Annotated in this window: 19 protein-coding genes; 4 read left to right on the top strand and 15 right to left on the bottom strand. The window is 53.7% G+C overall.

Going from position 1 to position 20869, the window contains the following annotated elements; translation table 11 throughout:
* Positions 1-48: 48 nt before the first annotated feature.
* Positions 49-1695: a malate dehydrogenase (quinone) gene (gene mqo, locus AAGR08_RS20900; RefSeq protein ID WP_345830694.1), complete on the top strand. Its 1647-nt coding sequence runs from the start codon at positions 49-51 to the stop codon at positions 1693-1695.
* Between the two features lie 43 nt (positions 1696-1738).
* Here the strand turns inward: mqo and AAGR08_RS20895 are convergent, their stop codons facing one another.
* The 5 genes from AAGR08_RS20895 to AAGR08_RS20875 form a co-directional block, all read right to left on the bottom strand.
* On the bottom strand, positions 1739-2887 hold the full coding sequence (locus tag AAGR08_RS20895; RefSeq protein ID WP_345830692.1) for an alpha-hydroxy acid oxidase: 1149 nt from the start codon (positions 2885-2887) through the stop codon (positions 1739-1741).
* A gap of 70 nt (positions 2888-2957) precedes the next feature.
* The gene (locus AAGR08_RS20890; RefSeq protein WP_345830690.1) at positions 2958-4208 is read right to left on the bottom strand and encodes an NAD(P)/FAD-dependent oxidoreductase; all 1251 of its coding nucleotides are present in this window, start codon (positions 4206-4208) and stop codon (positions 2958-2960) included.
* Positions 4209-4307: 99 nt separating this feature from the next.
* The gene (locus AAGR08_RS20885; protein WP_097097919.1) at positions 4308-5126 is read right to left on the bottom strand and encodes an ABC transporter permease; all 819 of its coding nucleotides are present in this window, start codon (positions 5124-5126) and stop codon (positions 4308-4310) included.
* A gap of 1 nt (position 5127) precedes the next feature.
* Entirely contained in the window at positions 5128-5982 is an 855-nt protein-coding gene (locus tag AAGR08_RS20880) for an ABC transporter permease (protein ID WP_345830688.1), read from the bottom strand.
* Between the two features lie 70 nt (positions 5983-6052).
* Positions 6053-7084 (bottom strand): polyamine ABC transporter substrate-binding protein, encoded by a 1032-nt coding sequence (locus AAGR08_RS20875; RefSeq protein WP_097097921.1) that lies wholly within the window; start codon positions 7082-7084, stop codon positions 6053-6055.
* Between the two features lie 363 nt (positions 7085-7447).
* Between AAGR08_RS20875 and AAGR08_RS20870 the strand changes: the two genes are divergently transcribed.
* Positions 7448-8410 carry a LysR family transcriptional regulator gene (locus tag AAGR08_RS20870; RefSeq protein WP_097097922.1) on the top strand — a complete coding sequence of 321 codons (963 nt, stop codon included), beginning with the start codon at positions 7448-7450 and terminating at the stop codon, positions 8408-8410.
* 106 nt (positions 8411-8516) lie between these two features.
* On the opposite strand, the gene AAGR08_RS20865 is transcribed toward AAGR08_RS20870, so the two are convergent.
* The 10 genes from AAGR08_RS20865 to AAGR08_RS20820 all read right to left on the bottom strand — a co-directional run bounded on the left by AAGR08_RS20865 (position 8517) and on the right by AAGR08_RS20820 (position 17710).
* The gene (locus AAGR08_RS20865; protein ID WP_345830686.1) at positions 8517-9446 is read right to left on the bottom strand and encodes a glyoxylate/hydroxypyruvate reductase A; all 930 of its coding nucleotides are present in this window, start codon (positions 9444-9446) and stop codon (positions 8517-8519) included.
* Entirely contained in the window at positions 9443-9892 is a 450-nt protein-coding gene (locus AAGR08_RS20860) for a type II 3-dehydroquinate dehydratase (protein WP_345830684.1), read from the bottom strand. Before AAGR08_RS20860 ends, AAGR08_RS20865 begins: the two co-directional genes overlap by 4 nt.
* A 15-nt stretch (positions 9893-9907) precedes the next feature.
* The gene (locus tag AAGR08_RS20855) at positions 9908-10519 is read right to left on the bottom strand and encodes a glutathione S-transferase N-terminal domain-containing protein (protein ID WP_345830682.1); all 612 of its coding nucleotides are present in this window, start codon (positions 10517-10519) and stop codon (positions 9908-9910) included.
* A complete protein-coding gene (locus tag AAGR08_RS20850; protein WP_097097925.1) occupies positions 10516-11526 on the bottom strand; it encodes an NAD(P)H-quinone oxidoreductase in 1011 nt (336 codons plus the stop codon). Before AAGR08_RS20850 ends, AAGR08_RS20855 begins: the two co-directional genes overlap by 4 nt.
* Before the next feature lie 5 nt (positions 11527-11531).
* Positions 11532-12680: an ABC transporter ATP-binding protein gene (locus AAGR08_RS20845; protein ID WP_097097926.1), complete on the bottom strand. Its 1149-nt coding sequence runs from the start codon at positions 12678-12680 to the stop codon at positions 11532-11534.
* Between the two features lie 124 nt (positions 12681-12804).
* Complete coding sequence (argE, locus tag AAGR08_RS20840; RefSeq protein WP_097097927.1) at positions 12805-13965, bottom strand: acetylornithine deacetylase; 1161 nt, start codon at positions 13963-13965, stop codon at positions 12805-12807.
* 16 nt (positions 13966-13981) lie between these two features.
* Positions 13982-14656 carry a DUF1028 domain-containing protein gene (locus tag AAGR08_RS20835; RefSeq protein ID WP_345830680.1) on the bottom strand — a complete coding sequence of 225 codons (675 nt, stop codon included), beginning with the start codon at positions 14654-14656 and terminating at the stop codon, positions 13982-13984.
* A 4-nt stretch (positions 14657-14660) separates the two neighbouring features.
* Positions 14661-15095 (bottom strand): RidA family protein, encoded by a 435-nt coding sequence (locus tag AAGR08_RS20830; RefSeq protein ID WP_097097929.1) that lies wholly within the window; start codon positions 15093-15095, stop codon positions 14661-14663.
* Between the two features lie 209 nt (positions 15096-15304).
* On the bottom strand, positions 15305-16375 hold the full coding sequence (locus tag AAGR08_RS20825; RefSeq protein ID WP_345830678.1) for an acyltransferase: 1071 nt from the start codon (positions 16373-16375) through the stop codon (positions 15305-15307).
* A 315-nt stretch (positions 16376-16690) separates the two neighbouring features.
* Entirely contained in the window at positions 16691-17710 is a 1020-nt protein-coding gene (locus tag AAGR08_RS20820) for a LacI family DNA-binding transcriptional regulator (protein WP_345830677.1), read from the bottom strand.
* 251 nt (positions 17711-17961) lie between these two features.
* On the opposite strand from AAGR08_RS20820, the gene ascF reads away from it, so the two are divergent.
* On the top strand, positions 17962-19413 hold the full coding sequence (gene ascF, locus AAGR08_RS20815; RefSeq protein WP_345830675.1) for a PTS cellobiose/arbutin/salicin transporter subunit IIBC: 1452 nt from the start codon (positions 17962-17964) through the stop codon (positions 19411-19413).
* An 11-nt stretch (positions 19414-19424) separates the two neighbouring features.
* Positions 19425-20861, top strand: coding sequence for a 6-phospho-beta-glucosidase (locus AAGR08_RS20810; protein ID WP_345830673.1), 1437 nt, complete (start codon positions 19425-19427; stop codon positions 20859-20861).
* Positions 20862-20869 lie beyond the last annotated feature (8 nt).

Here is a 20869-nt window from a genome sequence, read left to right as displayed (position 1 = left end):
AACCGAATTTTTAACGTTCACCTGCATTGCATAATAAGTAGGACTGGAATGACTCACACCAAAAAGATCGTGTCTGCCCTATCGCTGGCAGCGCTGCTTGTCTCTTCTGCGCTACACGCTGAAGATGCACCAGAAAAAACTGACGTGCTGCTGATTGGCGGCGGTATCATGAGCGCCTCGCTTGGCACCTGGCTGCAAGAGCTTCAGCCGGGCTGGAAACAGCTGATGGTTGAGAAGCTGGATGGCGTGGCACTGGAATCGTCCAACGGCTGGAACAACGCCGGTACGGGGCACTCTGCTAACATGGAGCTGAACTACACGCCAGAGCGTGCAGACGGTTCAATCGACGTTAGCAAAGCGCTGGAAATCAACGAAGCGTTCATGATTTCTCGTCAATTCTGGACTTCACAAGTACAGCGCGGCGTGTTGCACGATCCACACTCGTTTATCAATTCGACTCCGCATATGAGCTTCGTTTGGGGCGACAAAAATGTCGAATACCTCACCAAGCGCTATGAGGCGCTGCAGAAAACGACGCTGTTCCAGGGCATGAAATTCTCAACCGATCATCAGCAGATCCAGCAATGGGCACCGCTGGTGATGGAAGGCCGCGATCCGAACCAGAAAGTTGCTGCAACCTGGACGCCAGTAGGCACCGACGTCAACTACGGTGAAATCACCCGTCAGCTAATCGGCAGCCTGAAAAAAGATCAGAACTTCAAGCTGGAAACGTCTACTGAAGTCACTGATTTCAAGCGTAACAGTGACAACTCCTGGCACGTTACCGTTAAAGATGTGAAGAGCGGTGATAAGCGCTCTGTCGATGCGAAATACGTGTTTATCGGCGCAGGCGGCGCTGCCATTAAGCTGCTGCAGAAAACCGGTATTCCAGAAGCCGATAACTACGGCGGCTTCCCGGTCGGCGGTTCCTTCCTGATGACCGAAAACCCAGCGATCGCCAACCGTCACCTGGAAAAAGTGTACGGCCAGGCCTCTGTGGGCGCTCCGCCGATGTCCGTGCCACACATCGATTCTCGCTACCTCGACGGTAAGAAAGTGGTGCTGTTTGGCCCGTTCGCCACCTTCTCGACCAAGTACCTGAAAAACGGTTCGCTGTTCGATCTGCTGAGCGCCACCACCACCAGCAACATCATGCCGATGACGCATGTGGGTATTGATAACTTTGATCTGGTGAAATACCTGATTGGTCAGGTGATGCTGAATGATGATGATCGCTTTGCTGCGCTGAAGGAGTACTATCCAAACGCACGTAAAGAGGACTGGAAACTGATTCAGGCCGGTCAGCGCGTACAGATCATTAAGAAAGACGCAGACAAAGGCGGCGTGCTGAAGCTGGGCACCGAAATTGTGACCGATCAGCAGAAAACCCTGGCAGCGCTGTTAGGTGCCTCACCAGGTGCATCGACTGCCGCACCTATCACCCTCGACGTGATGAAGAAGCTGTTCCCAGAGCAGTTTGCATCGCCAGAGTGGCAGCAGAAGATCCGTGACGTCGTGCCAAGTTTCGGCCAGAAGCTGAACGGCAACACCGCGTTGACGCAGCAGGTTTGGGACAATACCGCAGCCACGCTGCAGTTGACTAAACCGCCGGTGATTAACATGGGCGACCAGACCGTGGCGCCAACGCAGGCCAAGCCGCGTGTGGAATCAGGCAAGCAGGATATGGCGCTGTAATTCACGCCAGAAATGAACAAAGCCGGACCATGTCCGGCTTTTTTTATCGGCAAATATCCTGACGCAATATCGTCGCATCAATTGCGGCCACCTCCGTTTTGCCACAAAACGCCATTGAGAGGTCGAATTCATTACGGATGATATTCAGCGCGCAGGTTACGCCCTGCTCACCTAATGCCCCCAATCCATACAGCATGCTGCGGCCGATATAGGTGCCTTTGGCGCCCAGCGCGATAGCCTTGAGAACATCCTGTCCGGAACGGATGCCGCCATCAAAGTGCACTTCGGCCTGATTTTTCACCGCATCAACAATCAGTGGCAACATGGATATCGATGAAGAGACGCCGTCCAGCTGACGACCACCATGATTAGAAACGATCACGGCATCCGCACCCGCTGCCACCGCTAATCGCGCATCCTCAGCATCCATGATGCCTTTGACAATCAGTTTGCCGCCCCAGCGCTGTTTAATCCACTCAACATCCTGCCACGAGAGGCAAGGATCAAATTGCTGCTGCGTCCACGCCATCATTGCATCAATACTCTCTACCCCGCTGGCATGACCAATAATATTGCCAAAATTACGATGCGGTGATGCCAGCATGTTGCGGCACCAGCGCGGTTTGCTGGCAATGTTGATCATATTTTTCAGCGTCATTTTGGGCGGCGTGGATAAGCCATTCTTGATGTCTTTGTGCCGCTGACCAAACACCTGTAAATCCATGGTAACCACCAACGCACTGCAGTTGGCGGCTTTAGCGCGCTCAATCAAACGGGCGACAAACTGACGATCGCGCATCACATACAGCTGAAACCAAAAGGGATGGTGCTGTGTCGCCTGTGCCACCGCTTCGATAGAACAGATGCTCATGGTGGATAGCGTGAAAGGAATACCAAAATTTTTTGCTGCCCGCGCGGCAAGGATTTCACCATTGGCATGCACCATGCCGGTTAAGCCGGTGGGTGCAATCGCCATCGGCAACGTAACGGGTTGCCCCAACATCGTGCTGGTGGTGCTGCGCTGAGAGATATCGACGGCCACGCGCTGACGAAATTCAATGCGTTGCAGGTCGGCCTCATTAGCGCGATAGCTGTATTCCGTCCATGAACCTGCATCCACATAATCATAAAACATTTTCGGCACACGCTTACGCGCCAGTAGGCGTAACTCTTCAATACAGGTTATGTTCATCAATCGGCATCCGAAAATATTCACTACAGCGCGGCTGGGTGCGCATTTATACGCACCTCATGCGCATAAATTACGATTTTACGTAATCGGTATAGGCATTTTGCAACACGATATGGTCAGCTATATATTTCGCATCATGCCAGACACCATAAATAAATGAGGACGCCCGATTAACCAAATTCGGCAGGCCAAGAAAATAGATGCCACGTTCTGCTGAAATACCGCGTTTATGGAATGGCACACCCTTTTCATCAAATGCATCGACCTGTAGCCAGCTAAAATCAAATTTAAATCCGGTGGCCCAAATAATAGTGCTAATCCCTGCGCCATGAATATCCAACTTAGCCAGCGGATTAATCAGGCATTCAGGATCCGGCAACAACTCCCACGCCTGCGGTTCCGGCGGCAGGTCCAAACCGTTGCGTGCAATATAAGCATCTGCATCACGCAGCACATCGAAATAGGCTTTATCCCCTTCGGCAATATTCTCCGCCAAACCTTCGGCAAAGCTGAGTACGCCATCATCCCAACGCGTAGTGATGCCCACAAGCGTGATGCCCATGTGGGCCAGACGACGAAAATCTACCGTTTTGCCGCCTTCATAGCCGCTCACCGCAAAGGCAACATGCTGTTTTTTCGGCTTGATCTTCACCTCATCCCACAGGCCAAGTGCGCCGAGCCACCAGCAGTAATCACGGTCGCGATAGGCGCGCGGCGGACGATAGTGTTCGCCGACTGAGAGATACACGTCACGCCCCGATTTTCTTAACTCTTCCGCGATTTGTGTCCCGGAAGCGCCAGCACCCACCACCAGCACGCCGCCTTCCGGCAGCTGCTGAGGATTTTTATAGCCCGAAGAGTGGATCTGATGCAGCGCGGCGCTCTCTGGCACAATGTGCGGGAACGAGGGCTTTTGAAAAGGCCCGGTGGCGGCTACCACGTTATCCGCCTCAAATTCTCCCGCCGAGGTGACGACTTTAAATCCGCTGCGTCCGGCCAAGCGCTCAACCAGATAAACCTCAACGCCAGTTCGCACGGGCGCATCGAGCATTTTTGCGTAATCCTCGAAATATTGCGCCATACGCTCTTTGGGCGGAAAAGCTTCCTGGGAAATATTGTCGAATTTTAATGACGGAAAACGATCGTGCCACGCTGGACCATTCGCAACTAATGAATCCCAACGTTCAGAACGCCAGCGTTCGGCAATACGACTACGCTCTAAAACCACATGGGGAACCCCCATTAATGACAGATGCTCACTCATCGCAATACCTGCCTGGCCTGCCCCGACAATCACGGTATTCATTTTTTCTACTGACATGTGAATTTCCTAAAGATGAACGACTCCGCCCTTTTCATGGAAAAGAGTCGCATTGAAGTTAATCGGTGCGTTAGAAAGCGCTGACGCTCAGTAAATTAATTAATGTCCCGCTTCAACATTCAGAATTTTTCCTAAGCCTAAAAACTTATTGGCAATAATTAACATTGTTGCCGTTACGGCAATATAAATAACCGAGAGCGCCGCCAGCGTGGGATCAGCAAATTCACGTACATAGTTGTACATCGCCACCGGCAGGGTTTGCGTCGCTTGCGTGGTAATAAACAGCGAGGCAGTGAATTCATTGAACGACAGGATGGCCGCAAATAACCAGCCGCCAAACAGGCCGGGTAATATCAACGGTACGGTGATGGTCCACACCACGCGTAAAGGCGATGCACCAAGGCTGGCGGCGGCCAGTTCAATACGTTGCTCCAGATTCTTTAATGACACATACACGCTGCGCAACACGAACGGCAGCACCAGCACGATATGGCAGAAAATCACCAGTGGATAACCGCGCCCGATACCGAGCTGCGAAACCAGCATCAGCAAACCCAGCCCAATAGTGAAATGGGGAATGAAAAGCGGTGAGAGCAACACCCCTTCCAGCACCTGCTTGCAGGGAAAGCTGTAGCGCTCAATTGCAATAGCCAGTGTTGCGCCGATGATCACCGCCAGGGAGGATGCCCAGGCGGTAACAATGAGGCCTGAATAGAAGCCGTGACGAAAATCATCGTAACTTACTGCACGCTCAAACCAGCGCAGTGACCAGCCTTTCGGCGGGAAGAACAGCACCGATGTGCTGCTGAATGAGGAGATGAAAACCACAATCGTTGGCAGCATGACAAACAGAACAATGGCAATGACCAGCAGGCGACCGGTCAGGGTAATCAGTTTATCGTTTAGCGAACGCGTCATCTTAATGTTCTCCCATTGCGTGCAGGAAGCGGCTCATGCGTTTTAGCACCATCAGCAGCAGAATCGTCAGCAGTAAACCGGCAATGCTGAGCGCGGCGGCAAACGGAAAATTCATCGATGAAAATCCCAGCTGATACACCATGGTGGCCACGGTGCTAACGCGTCCTCCACCGATCAGTTGCGGGGTGGCGAAAGCACTGAAGGTCCAGGCGAAGGCCGTGGTTAAACTGGAAACTATGCCTGGCAGCGACAACGGAATCGTCACCGTAAGCAGTGTGCGTATGGGCCCGGCCCCGAGGCTGGTGGCGGCTTTTTCATAATCAGGATTGATGTGTGACAGCGCGGTGGCCAGCATCATCACCATGATCGGCATCGTCACATGCACCAGCGCCACCACCACTCCCGTTTGCGTGAACATAAACTGGATAGGCTTATGAATGATGCCGATTGCCAGCAGTAAGCTGTTAAGAAATCCGCTATTGCCCAACACGATAATCCACGAATAGGTACGCACCACTTCGCCGAGAAACAGCGGCGTGATGGCAATAATCAAAAGGGTGGATTTGATCCATGTGGTGCGCGTTCGCACCAGCGCGTAGGCCAGCGGATAGCTCATCAGTAAACCAAAAACGGCGGTTTTCGCGCTAAGCAGCACCGTGTTGATAAAGGCATCGGCATAGATTTTCTTAAACAAGCCATTAAAGTTCGCCAGGGTAAATCCGCCCACGTCCAGTGAACCGGGAATATAGGCCCGCACGCTAAACTGCATCACGGCGAACATGGCAACCACTAACCCGAGCGCCGTAAAGGTGGCTGGGATAATGAACCAGGGTAAAAATGTCGGTTTTCTCGTCATAGACGTTGCTGCCTGCATAAAATGTTGCGACTACCGTTGAGAAGTGGGCAGCGCGGGCTGCCCATCCCCCTCAATGAGACATGATGTTTTCCGAGAACCACTGACGCCATTCGGCGGTTTTCTCCGCGCGCAGCTGCGGATCGGTGTTGATGGTGGCATTCCACTGTTCGGGCGTGGTCAGCATGCCCGGCAACTTCGCCAGCTCAGGATCGATATGCGCATTGGTCACCGTTGGGCTGCCGCGATAGATCTTCGCCACCTGCTGCTGGATTTCCGGCTTAAGCGCAATGTTCATAAATTTGTAGGCCAGGTCGGCATGCTTAGTGCCTTTGTTGATTCCCACGGTATCCACCCCGAGAATCGCGCCCTCTTTGGGAATGGCCAGCTTAATGTTGACGCCCTCGGCAATCATGCTGTAGGCATTCATCGACAACATCACCTGCACCGGGGTTTCGCCGGTAGAGATCAGCTGTTGGCTGTTGGCATCATCGGTATAGAAGGATTTGATGTTCGGAATCAGCGCCTTTAGCTTGGCTTGCCCCTGTTGCCAGTGTGCTGCATCCGTACCGGAGAGCTTGGCAGATACCGCAATAATATGGCTGGGATCCCAATCGGGCAGCGCCAGCGATCCTTTCAGCTCAGGGCGCCACAAATCGTTCCAGCTGGAGAAGGTTTCGCCTTTTGGCACTAAATCGGGACGGTAGCCGATGGTGTAAACATAACCCCAAACACCAAGGTGATAAGGGCTGACTTTGGCTTGCTGCACCAGATTGACCGCATTAGGGATTTTGCTCATATCGAGCTTCTCAAACAGACCGCTGTTGGCATATAAATAGCCGACGTGCGCGGTGGTAAACGTCACATCCGTTTCGGGCGAGCCGCCGGCCAACTTAGCTTTGTTGAGGCGGTCAATGGTTCCGCCCGTGACAAATTGCACTTCAACACCGGTTTCTTTGGTGAACTCTTTCGCGATGGTTTGATCAATCAGATCTTTAAAGCTGCCGCCCCAGGTGCTGACAATCAGCTTATCTGCGGCCATTGCATTGCCCGCGCTTAATACGCCAGTGGTCAACAACGTTAAGGCACAAATCTTACGCAACATATTCTCGTCCCCAATGAATGAAATGGCTGTGGTAGCAACTGTGAACCACCGTCTGCTCCGTTACGTCGCATTGCACTACAACAGTGCGAAGGCAGCTCTCTGGTGTTAAAGCGATATTGCCGTCAGGCTGAGATTCGGTAAAACAGCATTTACCTCGCTGTTGCGTCAGAATTTCTGACGCTAAAAAAAGCGCTGCTCTGGCAAGGATTTTCTTAACCGCAGGTGAGGCAGAAGCGAATGGGCGAAGAGATGCAGGCAGGTGATTATCCTGTTACGGGAGCCGGCATGATAAATGCATAGTCTCCAACACAATTAGAATGACTGGCGCGACATGAGCGCGTCAGCAATCCCAGGAGAATCTGCATGCTCAGTCGCATCACCCAGCGTCAGCTGGAATATTTTGTCGCTTCCGGTGAAGCGGGCAGCATTATCGGCGCATCGGAACGTATCCACGTTTCATCACCGTCGATCTCAGCGGCTATCACCCATATTGAGTCTGAGCTTGGCGTGCAGCTTTTTGTCCGTCATCACGCGCAGGGCGTCTCACTCACCGCCATCGGCCATCAGGTTTTAAAAGAGGCGAAGCTGATCCTGGAGCAGATGTCGAACCTCTACACGATTGCTTCAGAATCCATGAATAATGTGCGCGGACCGCTGCGCGTCGGCTGTCTCGATACCTTAGCGCCGATGTTGACGCCTGAACTGGTGTTCGGTTTTGGTCGCGCTTTTCCTGGCGTGCGTATCACGCTGGTAGAGGGCAATCACGAGCAGCTATTGAAACAGCTGCGTGCGGCCGATATCGATATTGCCCTGACTTACGATCTGGTTCCTGCCGGCGACATCACCTTTCAATCACTCGCGCAGTTGCCGCCTTATGTGATGGTGGGTGAACATCATCCGTTCGCCACGCAATCAGCCGTCTCTATGCAGGATCTGGCCGATGTGCCGATGGTATTGCTGGATATGCCGTGGAGCCGGGAATATTTTCTGAGTCTGTTTAGTGAGGCCGGCGTCACGCCCAACATTGTTATGCGCTCGAGCAATATGGAAGTGGTCCGCGCGATGGTGGCAAACGGCGTAGGTTTTGGCATCGCTAACGTGCGGCCCAAAGCCCACCTCTCGCAGGATGGTAAACGCTTAATTCGCGTGCGTTTGGCGGGTGTGAATAAGCCCATGCAACTCGGCTATGCCACGGTGGCACATGTGCAGCAATCGATGGTGGTCAGTGCCTTTGCCGAGCGTTGCCGCATGTTTATTTCCGACCAGTACATTCCCGGCATGGCGGCACCGAGCTATTTCGATCCGCAAGTGGTCAAGGTGGCGTAATGCTCGTCAGATAAGCGTGAACGGGACACCATAAAGGGTAAGGGGATGTCGTAGGGTGCGCATTCATGCGCACCTGGATGCATAGCGACGCAACTAAGCGCTTGCTTCAGTAACCTTGTTGCGGAAACACCTGATTTAACACCGGCTCCCCGCGAGTGATGCGGTGAATATTATCCGCCACCTGCGGTGCGGCGCTGGCGGGGATCGCCACAGATGCCAGATGAGGCGTGATCAGCACATTATCCATGCCCCACAATGCATCATCTGGAGGTAAAGGTTCACGATCGAAGACATCCAGCGTTGCTTCGGCAATATCCCCGCGCCTCAGCGCCAGAGTTAATGCCTGCTGATCAACGATGGCACCGCGCGACACATTGATAAACGCAGCGCCTTGCGGCAAGCACGCTAATCTTTCAGCGTTCAGCAATCCGTGGGTTTGCGGCGTCAACGGCAGCATTACCACCAGGATGTCACTGCTGGCGAGGAAGTCGTCCAGCGCATCCATTCCGCTACTGCAGGCAATGCCAGCCAGCGTTTTCTGCGAACGCGACCAGCCGCGTACATCAAACCCCTGCCGCGCCAATTCACTCGCGGCATAGGCTCCCAGCTCACCCAAACCAAGCACCCCTACGCGCACGCTTTCTGGCGATCGCGGATGCAGATAATGCCAGCGTCGATCGCGCTGCGCCCGCTCAAACGCCGGTATATCACGCGCGTAGCGCAGCACGGCAAACAGCACGTAGCTGGCCATCATGCGCGCCATATGCGGATCCGACAGGCGGATTATCGGAATGTCTGGCAAATCATTACGGCCAACCAGCGAATCAACGCCAGCCCCCAGATTGACCAACAGTTTTAAATGGCGATAAGGGGCAAAAAAACCGTGCGGGGGTTTCCACACCAACGCATAGTGCACCTCATCAGCCTGCTGTACCTCTTCAGCGCGACAAATAGTGACGCCGGGAAGATGCGGCGCCAATAACGCTGACCACTCGGTGAAACTGTCGAATTCACTGTAAAACACCAACGTACTCATGCCGCGTCCGCCTTTATCAACGTGACCACCGCATCAATCGCCAGCTCGTACCCTAGCACGCCGAGTCCGGCAATCACACCGGTGGCCGCTTTGGAAACCATCGAGTGATGGCGAAAGGGTTCACGCTTCCAGATATTACTCATATGCGCCTCGATAATGGGCCCATCGTACATTAGCAAGGCATCCAGAATAGGCACTGAACTGTAGCTCAGCCCCGCCGCGTTGATAATTATCCCCGCCGCGTGCTGACGTGCCTCCTGAATCCAGTCGACAATAACGCCTTCATGATTACTTTGGCGAAATTGCAGGTTCACGTTGTGTGCTGCCGCACGGCGCTGGCATCGCTCACCAATACTGACAAAACTTTCCGTGCCGTAAGTGCCGCCTTTATCCATGCCGTACAAATTTGCGTTCGGTCCGTTAAGGAAGAAAATCTGCTGTGCCATGTAAGCTCCTGACTATCAATGCGGGCGCGTGGCGGCCATGGCCGGATGAGCATCGAAAATTGCAAACCACGCGGCAGTAAGGGGATGCTGCTTACGCCAGTTCATCCCGGCAAAACGGAAGTCGAGGTAACCGAGCGCGCAACCTATAGCGATTAAACCGATATCATCGGGGAGGGTGTTAAAGCCGGCAGCCTGACGTTCAATTTCGCCCAGTGCGGCGCTGACTTTTTTTAACTGCGCATCAGCCCAGCCAGGCCACTGCTTCTCTGCCGGGCGCGCGCTGAACTCATAGCGCGCCAGCAGTGCTGCATCGATCAATCCATCACCCAACGCCTGACGAGCCAGACTTACCCAGCGGGATTCACCGTGCGCCGGCAGTAAATTTCCCTGCGCGCGTGCGTTGAGGTATTCGCAAATCACGCGGCTGTCATACAGACATAAATCCGCCTCGGTTCGCAGCGCAGGCACCTTGGCTAAAGGATTGATGCTGGCAATGCGCTCATCGCGTTCGATGGGATGGGCCGCTGACGCCAAAAGCGTAATCTCATCGAGCAGCCCAAGGCAATGCGCCGTAACCATGACTTTGCGAACATAAGCCGAGGTGCTGGCGTAGTAGAGCTGCATCATCTCGACACTCCTGGTTGATCAATGGCGAGCAGCACTTTGCCGATATTGGCATTGGCTTCCAGGATGCGATGTGCCTCAGCCGCCTGCGCTAACGGTAAGGTTTGATGTAGCGTGGGAATGATTTTTCCTGCTGCCAGCAGCGGCAAAATGTGTTTTCGCAGACACTCGGCCAGACGCGCTTTTTCGGCGGCCGGCTTAGGACGTAACGTGGATGAGGTCAGGCTCAAGCCTTTGCGCATCACCAGTTGCAAATCGAGTTCAATTTTAGCGCCGCGCATAAATGACAAGCTGACATGGCGTCCGCCCTGCGCCATAACGCTGAGATTGCGGGCCACATAGTCCCCCCCCACGTTGTCCAGCACCACATCAACCCCGTGGCCTTGAGTTTCATCCTGGATCAGCGCGACAAAATCCTGGCTGTGGCGATCAATGGCGCGCCACACGCCGAGTCGCTGAAGTGCGGCAATCTTAGCGGCTCCGCCAGCCGTGGCAATAACCCGCGCACCGCACGCCTGCGCGCTTTGAATCGCAAAGCTGCCCACGCCGCTGGCCGCCCCATGAATCAGCACGGTTTCACCCGGCGTTAGGCGGCCTAGCTCAAACAGGTTATGCCAGACGGTAAAGGCCGCTTCCGGCACGCCGGCGGCCAGCGCCAGCGGCAGCGCTGCCGGCACCGGCAGACAGAGTTCGGCGCGTGCGACACAATATTCGGCATAGCCACCCCCGTTGAGCAGCGCCATCACCGGCGTGCCGAGGTTCAGGCTATCAACGCCCTCACCCAATTCCGCGACAACGCCCGATACTTCCAGACCAAGCACCTCGCTGGTACCGGGTGGAACGGGCATCCCGCTGCGCTGCATAATGTCAGGACGGTTCACCCCCGCATGGCTTACGCGGATAAGCACTTCACCTGCCCCTGGCTGCGGTACCGCGCGGTCAACCATGGTTAACACCTCGGGGCCGCCCGGCTGGTGAGCAATCACCGCTTTCATCATTTCTGGTAGCATCTGCGTTATCCCTGCTTCTCAGAGGTAAAGGCGCAAACGCCCTCATCATCAAACATCACGCCCACCACGCTGCCCACCGGCCAGCGCGTCAATGATTCCAGCCCCGATTGACGGGCAAACAGTGTCGCACTGCCTAACGCGGGCACATCAAGATGCACATCAACATGGTCGCCCTGGAAGACATGGGTGATCACCGTCGCGCTGAGGAAGGAGTGCGGCCCAAGCGCAGCCAGTTGAATGTTCTCAGGGCGGACATACACGTCAAGCCGCTCGCCCACCGTAGCCTGGACGCGTTCCGCGGGCAGACGCAGCGCATTGCCGCCCAGTTCAACCACCGCAGCACTATCACGGCCGGCGTATCGACCCGGCAGAATGTTCACATCGCCCACAAAACCAGCGACGAAAGGATCGCGCGGGCGGCGATAGATCTCATCTGGCGTGCCGATTTGCCGCACGTGCCCCGCCGACATCACGACAACGCGATCGCTCATGCTCAATGCTTCGCCCTGATCGTGCGTCACGAACACCGTGGTAACGCCCAGTTTGCGCTGGATAGCTTTTAGCTCGACCTGCATCGATAAGCGTAAATTTTTATCCAGTGCGGAGAAGGGTTCGTCCAGCAAAAGCACTTTCGGGCGAATGACCAGCGCCCGTGCCAGCGCCACGCGCTGCTGCTGTCCACCGGATAACTCGCGCGGTTTGCGGTGGCCGTAGCCCGCCAGTTTGACCAGCGCCAACGCCTGTTCAACACGCTCAGCAATTTCATCTTTCGCCACACCGCGCATACGCAAGCCGTATCCGACGTTTTTCTCTACCGTCATATGCGGGAATAGCGCGTAATTCTGGAATACGATGCCGATTTCACGCTGATAAGGCGGGATCTCCGTCACCAGATCGCCATCAATGAAAATTTCGCCGCCGTCGGCTTCGGCAAAACCCGCCATCAGATTAAGCAGCGTAGTTTTCCCGCAGCCAGATGGCCCCAATAGCGTAATGAACTCGCCTTCTTCAATCGTGAGAGAAATCTTGTGTAACGCGATGGCGTCACCAAAACGCTTTAGCACGCCATCTAATTGCACGGCAACGTTAACGGCTTTCGCTGCTGGCGCAAGCCGCTCAGGATGCGGGAATGAAGTCACTTCTGCACTTACCATGGAATCTCCAAAAAACGGGGCTGTATTGCTTGTCACCAGCATACGGCTTGTGCGCGTGTAACACGGTTAGTGCTTACTGAAGCTGGCATTTGGAAAACATAAAGCAACGCAATCCGTGACGTTGTCACGATAATGAGCGGCACATCCATCCGGCAAGACGAGCCAGCATGGCATCACACGCGTCAAGCTGGGCAACGCTGATAAATTCATCCGGCTTATGGCCCTGCGCCATGCTGCCGGGTCCGCAAATTACGCTGGGAATGCCAGCCTGATGAAACAGCCCGCCTTCCGTACCAAAGGCTACCGTTGAAAAATCGGTTGATTGAGTCAGGTAGGCAATCAGCTGCGCCGCCGCGCTCTCCTTATCGGTGAATAGACCTGGATAGCCGCTTATAGGATAAAAACGGATGCCGCTTTCAGGTGCGATAGCCCGCATAGGCGGTAAAAGTGCGGTTTGAGCGAAATTCTCCAGCTCATCGGCGATAGCCTGCGCGCTATCGTGCGGTAAGGTGCGGACTTCGAAGTCGAAGGTACATTCGGCTGGCACAATGTTTAACGCGGTGCCACCGTTGATCGTGCCCGTTTGTACCGTCGTGAACGGGGGATCAAAACGTGCATCCTGCCGTTGCGGTTGCGACAGGCGTTCGCCTATCGCAGTGAGGCGATGAATTAATTTGGCAGCGTATTCGATGGCATTCACGCCCTGCGGCGCATAGGCCGAATGACAGGCGGCGCCTTTCACTTCACAGCGCACGCCCAGTTTACCTTTGTGTCCCAGCACCGGCTGCAGTTCAGTTGGCTCGCCTATCAGGCAAATAGCCGGTTTTTCCGCACGTTGCGCCAGCGCGTCAAGCAAAGTACGCACGCCAACGCAGCCCACTTCCTCATCGTAAGTGATCGCCAGATGAAGAGGCTGCGTAAGCGGCTGCGCCAGAAAATGCGGAACCGCGGCCAGCATACAGGCGATATAGCCCTTCATGTCTGCCGTGCCGCGCCCGTATAGCTTGCCGTCACGCTCGGTTAGGGTAAACGGCGGCACACTCCATTTTTGCCCCTCTACCGGCACCACATCACTGTGGCCGGAGAGCATGACGCCACCATCGCCCGCTGGCCCCAGCCGCGCATAAAGATTGGCTTTACTGCGTTCAGCGTTGTGGATCAGCTCGCAGCTGACCCCCAGATCGGTTAAGTAGCGCCAGGCGAAATCAATCAGCGCCAGGTTGGATTCGCGGCTGGTGGTATCAAACGCCACCAGCGTTTCAAGCAGTTGTCGACTGGTTAACATCACCGCTCCTTGAACGTTACTCGTCACCCGGCACGCCGTAGCTGGGTGCCTGAGTGGGATCGATGGCGCGCGTCACGTAATCATTCATTTGCGGCTGGTAAGCCAGCCACAGCTGGTTCAGCTCGTCGATAGGCTCGGCTGCGGTCCAGTCAATGCGGAGATCGACAATCGGCCACACTTGATCCGCCACGATCGATAAGGCGGCTGAGTGTATCGGGCCCGCTTCACCTCCCGCCGCCATGCCGGCTTGCATCGCCGCCAGCAAACGCGCGGCAAGTTGCCCCTGCTGCTGCTCAAAAGCAGCGACCATCGCCGGAATGACCTCGGGATTGGCCAGCAAATTACCGGCGGCGACGCACTGGTTACCGCTTTGCGCGTTATGTATCCCCAACGTTTGCTCTCCGCTGAACCAGGCACTTTGCCCATCGGCCGCTAACACCGTTATCTGGCGATACTGAAACCAGCAATCGCTCGCTAAACCACTACGCAACGCGGCTTCAGCGCTGTCACCCTGCTGCAGGCGATCCAAAATGCGTGGTCCAAGCGCCGGTAACGTGATGTTTTGCGTTGAGACGGCACCGACGTCAGAGCGTAACCACGGGCAACGCGCGCCCACAGCGATACTGGATGAGGCGATCGCGATGCCGATTTGGCCAGTTGCCGCGCAGCGTCCAACAATGGATAACGTCATTAATTCATGCTCCTTCTGCTGGCTGCCAGTCGTCGGGGATCACGGCGATCACATCTATTTCCATTAGCCACTGCGGTTGGCCGAGGCCGGAAATCACCAGGCCAGTTGATATGGGAAACACCCCTTTCAACCATTTGCCCACCACTTGATACACCGGCTCGCGATAGCGCGGATCGATAATGTAAGTGGTGGTTTTCACGATATGCGACAAATCGCTGCCCGCTTCTTCCAGCAGCTGTTTGACATTTTTCATCGCTTGTTCGGCTTGCGCGGCAGGATCGCCTAACCCCACCAGATTGCCCGCAAAGTCAGTGCCTATCTGCCCGCGGACATAAACGGTATTACCGGCGCGAACGGCCTGGCAAAGATCGTTATCCAGAGCCTGGTTGGGATACGTCTCTTTGGTGTTGAATTTACGAATGCGCGTATGTGTGCTCATGTCAGCCTGCTAACAGTGAAAGATTTACGTCAGATATACCCTGCCGCCTGAAACAGTGAAAACAGCATTAACCGAGGTGTTGCTTTAGAAATTCCGAAGGAGGGATGAAAGGACTAAATGGCGGTGGTAAGCATCTGATGCGCAGACGAAAGCGACCGGTGCGCCTAAAAGCGCACCCAGAGAAAGACCAAACCAATCAGGCTGAAGTATTAAGCTCCCGCCCCCGATTGCGGTGCCGCAGGCACGCGCTTGCCTTTGAGCATATTTCTCAACGCTGGCTCTGCATATTTGGTGATCAGAAATGCGATATAATACAGCACGGTAGCCACAACAATCGGCATGAATAGCATGCCCCCCTCACTCTTAATATAAACATTCAGTTTAATTAGCGTAGCGATCATTAAGTTTTCATGGATAAGATAGAAGGCGTAGCTGGCAAAACCAATCGCCGTGAAAAAACGCACGGAGAGTATGCGCTCCATCTGTTTAAAATAGAAACTGGCAATAAAAAACAGCATGACGACAAGCAAAGGAATAATTGTCATTACGCCGGCATTCTTCACGTAATAGCTGAAATTAATCAGCATCGCGAACGCCACAATGGCGTAATGCAACAGCTTATCGCGCCCGTGCATTCTTTCGTAAACCAGGCAGCCCACCATAAACCATGAGTAATGGATAAAACCGAACTTGGCAATAACATCTATAAACAGAGGATAGCCCAACGACTTCAATACCGAAGAGGCAGACAGCAGCAACATGGGTACCAGCAATCCTGGTAAGCAATATTTACGCCCAAAGGTAAAATAGATGGCACCGATAATAAGATAAAAAACGGCTTCAACATAAAGCGACCAGAACGAACCCGCCATCGATTTAAACTCAATGCCGGTTAACTGCGATAGCGTTTCTGGATTGGTAAATATCAGGCCGGGCAGCAGGTTTTTGACCTGCGGCGTCATCGCTGACCATTCGGGAAAGAGTCCGCCGACAAAGTACAACAACATACTGGCAATAAACATGGCAGGGAAAAGACGCAGCCAGCGTTTTTTCAGGAAACTGATGTAGCTAACCGATTTATCCAACGTCATAAAAATGACGAAGCCAGAGATCATAAAGAATAATTCCACCCCAAGCCAACCATAAGCAAAAACGGGAATATGCTCTGTAGCCGTGGCATAGGGTAATAATTCCGCCCATCGTGCGTAGGCATGATAACCAATAACCATGAGAATCGCTAAACCGCGCATTCCATCAAGATGCGTTATACGTGCGTGCATAATTCCCTCAGGAAAGATAACTGGTGAGTTAACTCAAATTAACACCACGTAACTTTTATTAGCAATAAGACTAATTCTGATTAAGCAGGAATGGAATGAGAACATAACCTAACAAATAATTGCGGCGTTGCTTGCTGTTTACTGGCCTCAATAAATTAACAGACATTGTGGAGGAAACCCTTTTCCCATTGCATTTTATCAATTTTGTTTTTTAATGCGTAAAAATAATAAAGCCATTTATTAGCAGAGTAATAACTGGCCTTCGGTGAAATAACAGGACGGAAACTGATACATTGCCAAATTTCACTTAATCCATCACAAATTGTTATGAGGCCCGGGCCCCAATGATTCCCGCACAATCAGTTCGCCGCTAAACATTTTATCATTGCGCATTTCACCGCCGTCCAGCATCGCAATCAAACGTTCGATGGTCTCCTGAATCATCTCGGTGACCGGCATTTTTACGCTCGACAGTGCAGGAATAGTAAAAGGCGCCAGCGGAATGTCATCGAATCCAATCACGGCGACCTGTGCGGGCACGGCCATCTGATGTTGTGCCAGCGCTTTAAGCGCACCCACGGCCATATCGTCGTTACTGGCAACCAGCGCGGTGAAATTGCGCCCCTGCGCAACAAGCGTGTTTACCGCCGCCATGCCGTTTTGCGCTTGCCATTTGCCCGCCACGATCAACCCTTCATCAACCGCAATGCCCTGTTTCTGCAATGCCGCTTTGTAGCCCGCCAGACGCTCGCGTCCGGTAGGAGAATCCAGCGACCCAGTGATAAACGCAATATCGCGATGGCCCAGAGCAATTAATTGCTCCACCGCTTCGGCGCTGCTGCGCTGCTGATCGGAATAGATGCAATAGCTGTCGTGCTGACGCAGGCGGCGGTTGATCACCAATATCGGCTGGTTATGCTGGGCAATGATGTTGTCCATCTCATCCGTGGTGAGAAAACGCGGATAGATGATCACCCCATCACAGCGCAGATCGAGCAGGAATTGAATGGCTGCACGCTCCTCTTCAGCACTGTGTTTGCCATCCACCAGTAGCAGTTGACGCCCCTGCTGTTCCATCAGGCGTGCGGAGTGCTGCATCAATTCGGTGAAATAGCTGCCGGTATACAAGGTGTTGGTGATCACCAATCCAATCGTTTGGCTCGATTTGGTCGCAAGGTTACGCGCCAGTAAATTAGGGCGAAAACCCGTTGCGGCTATCGCCTCAAAGACTTTTTCCCGTTTTTCCTGACTGACATAACCATTGCCCGATAACACGCGCGACACCGTCGCTTTGGAGACGCCTGCTACTTTTGCCACCTCAAGTATGGTCGCCATGATTCACTCTTTTTCCATGCTCATTGCCGCAGTGTACCTAAGCTGCGAATTGTGCGGCAATTTTTCTGCTGCCGCGACAAATTTACGGTTCTGCTCAATCCGATCAACTTCACATTTCCGATCATTAAATTTTAAATTTCTTGCCTGTGAAAACCCACATCTTCATGATTTTGTGAAACCGGTTTCTCATGATGATAAATCATACAGAAGGCGGCTGTACTTCTACCTAAAAAAACAGAGACCAAAAATCCATGGCTAAAAATTATGCGGAAGTCTCACGCGCCATCGTGGCTTCGCTCGGCGGGTTAGACAATATCGAAGCGGTAACGCACTGCATGACGCGTCTGCGCTTTGTGGTGAAAGATAGCGCGCAGATTGATAACGCCACGCTGAAGGCCATTCCCGGCGTGATGGGCGTCGTCCATACCGATGCCCAATGTCAGGTGATCATTGGAAATAACGTTAACCTCGCTTATCAGGAAGTGTTGAAGCTCGGTACGCCCAACCGCGATGGTGCCGCGCCGTTAAAACGCAAAATCACCCTGCGCAGCATCGGTGCCGGGATTCTCGACGCGCTGGTGGGCACCATGTCGCCACTGATTCCGGCGATCATTGGCGGTTCGATGGTTAAACTGCTGGCGATGGTGTTAGAGATGAGCGGCGTACTGGCAAAAGGTTCGTCTACGCTGGCAATCCTTAACGTCATTGGTGATGGTGCCTTCTTCTTCCTGCCGATTATGGTGGCGGCCTCGGCGGCGCTCAAATTCAAAACCAATATGTCATTAGCGATTGCGATTGCCGGCGTGCTGGTTCATCCCAACTTTGTTGATTTGATGGCCAAAGCCGCGCAGGGACAGGCGGTTGAGTTCGCCTATATCCCCGTTACGGCGGTGAAATATACTTACACGGTGATCCCGGCGTTGGTAATGACCTGGATCTTGTCACATATCGAGTACTGGATTGATCGCATCACGCCGGCAGTGACAAAGAATTTCCTCAAGCCAATGCTGATTGTGCTGGTAGCGGCACCGATCGCCATTGTGCTGATTGGTCCACTCGGCATCTGGATTGGTAGCGGTATCTCGGCGCTGGTTTATACCATTCACGGCTATCTTGGCTGGCTTTCAGTGGCCATTATGGGCGCGCTGTGGCCGCTGCTGGTGATGACCGGCATGCATCGTGTGTTCACCCCCACCATTATCCAAACCATTGCCGAAACGGGTAAAGAAGGCATGGTAATGCCATCAGAAATCGGTGCCAATTTGTCGCTTGGCGGCTCTTCGCTGGCGGTAGCGTTTAAAACCAAAAATCCGGAACTGCGCCAGACGGCGTTTGCCGCAGCCGCGTCGGCGATTATAGCGGGCATCTCCGAACCGGCGCTGTACGGCGTGGCGGTTCGCCTCAAACGTCCCCTGATCGCCAGCCTGATAAGCGGCTTTATTTGCGGCGCGGTAGCCGGCATTGGCGGGCTTGCCAGCCATTCGATGGCCTCACCAGGTTTGTTTACCAGCGTACAATTTTTTGACCCTGACAATCCGATGAGCATGGTGTGGGTTGGTGGCGTGATGGTGCTTTCCGTGGTGCTCTCCTTCGTGCTTACGTTGATTCTGGGCTTTGAAGATATTCCGGTGACCGAGAATGCACCGGCAAAAACTGTGGCAGAGAACGCTAAGCCAGCCAACGTTAATTTATCCAAGGTGTAAATGAGGTTTTTATGTCTGCAGTGACATTTCCAGAGGGATTTTTATGGGGCGGCGCATTAGCCGCTAATCAGTCTGAGGGGAGCTATCTGGCCGGCGGCAAAGGCTTAACCACGGTGGATATGATCCCCCATGGTGCACACCGCATGCCGGTAAAGCTGGGCCTGGAGAAGCGCTTTGCGCTGCGCAGCGATGAATACTATCCCAGTCATGACGCCATCGATTTTTACCGTCGCTACCAGGACGATATCGCGCTGATGGCCGAAATGGGTTTTACCGTATTCCGTACCTCGATAGCCTGGAGCCGTATTTACCCAAAAGGCGATGAACTGACGCCGAATGAAGAAGGTATCGCTTTTTACCGTAGCCTGTTTGAAGAGTGCCAGAAATACGGCATCACGCCGCTGGTAACGCTTTGCCACTTTGATGTGCCAATGCATCTGGTGACGGAATACGGTTCATGGCGCAACCGCAAAATGATCGCTTTTTTCAGCCGCTACGCGCGTACCTGCTTTGAAGCGTTTGACGGTCTGGTGAAATATTGGCTGACTTTTAACGAGATCAACATTCTCCTGCACAGTCCTTTTTCGGGCGCGGGTTTGGTGTTTGAGCCTGATGAAAATCCGGAACAGGTGAAGTATCAGGCGGCGCATCATGAGCTGGTAGCCAGTGCGCTGGTCACGAAAATTGCGCATGAGGTCAATCCCGCTAACAAGGTGGGATGCATGCTGGCGGGCGGCAATTTTTATCCGTGGTCGTGCAAGCCGGAAGATGTTTGGGCAGCACTGGAAAAAGATCGCGAAAACCTGTTCTTCATCGATGTGCAGGCGCGTGGGGCCTACCCTTCTTATGCCGCTCGCGTGTTTCGGGAAAAAGGCGTGGAAATTGCGATGGAGCCTGAAGACGCCGCCACGCTGCGTCACACGGTTGATTTTGTCTCTTTCAGCTATTATGCCTCGCGCTGTGCGTCGGCTGAGATGAATGAGCAAAACAGCAGCGCCGCCAATGTGGTGAAATCACTTACCAATCCCCACTTGCCGCGTAGCGAGTGGGGCTGGGGCATCGATCCGCTTGGTCTGCGCATCACCATGAACATGATGTATGACCGCTACCAAAAGCCGCTTTTCCTGGTGGAAAACGGATTAGGCGCGCACGATGAAATGAATGCTGACGGCGAAATTAACGATGATTACCGCATTAGTTACCTTAAGCAGCATATTCAGGCGATGGGCGACGCCATCGCTGATGGTGTTCCGCTGATTGGCTATACCACCTGGGGCTGCATTGATTTAGTGGCGGCATCGACCGGTGAAATGAGTAAACGTTATGGCTTCGTCTATGTTGATCGTGACGATCAAGGTAACGGCAGCCTTGAGCGTATCCGCAAAAAATCGTTCTGGTGGTACAAACAGGTGATTGCCAGCAACGGGCGTAATCTCGAATCGATCTAATGCGTGCG

It is taken from the genome of Pantoea sp. BRR-3P (assembly GCF_039621635.1).
Lineage (GTDB): Bacteria > Pseudomonadota > Gammaproteobacteria > Enterobacterales > Enterobacteriaceae > Pantoea > Pantoea floridensis.
Note: the sequence above shows the minus strand (reverse complement) of the source record. Positions and strands in the feature narration are given on the sequence as shown.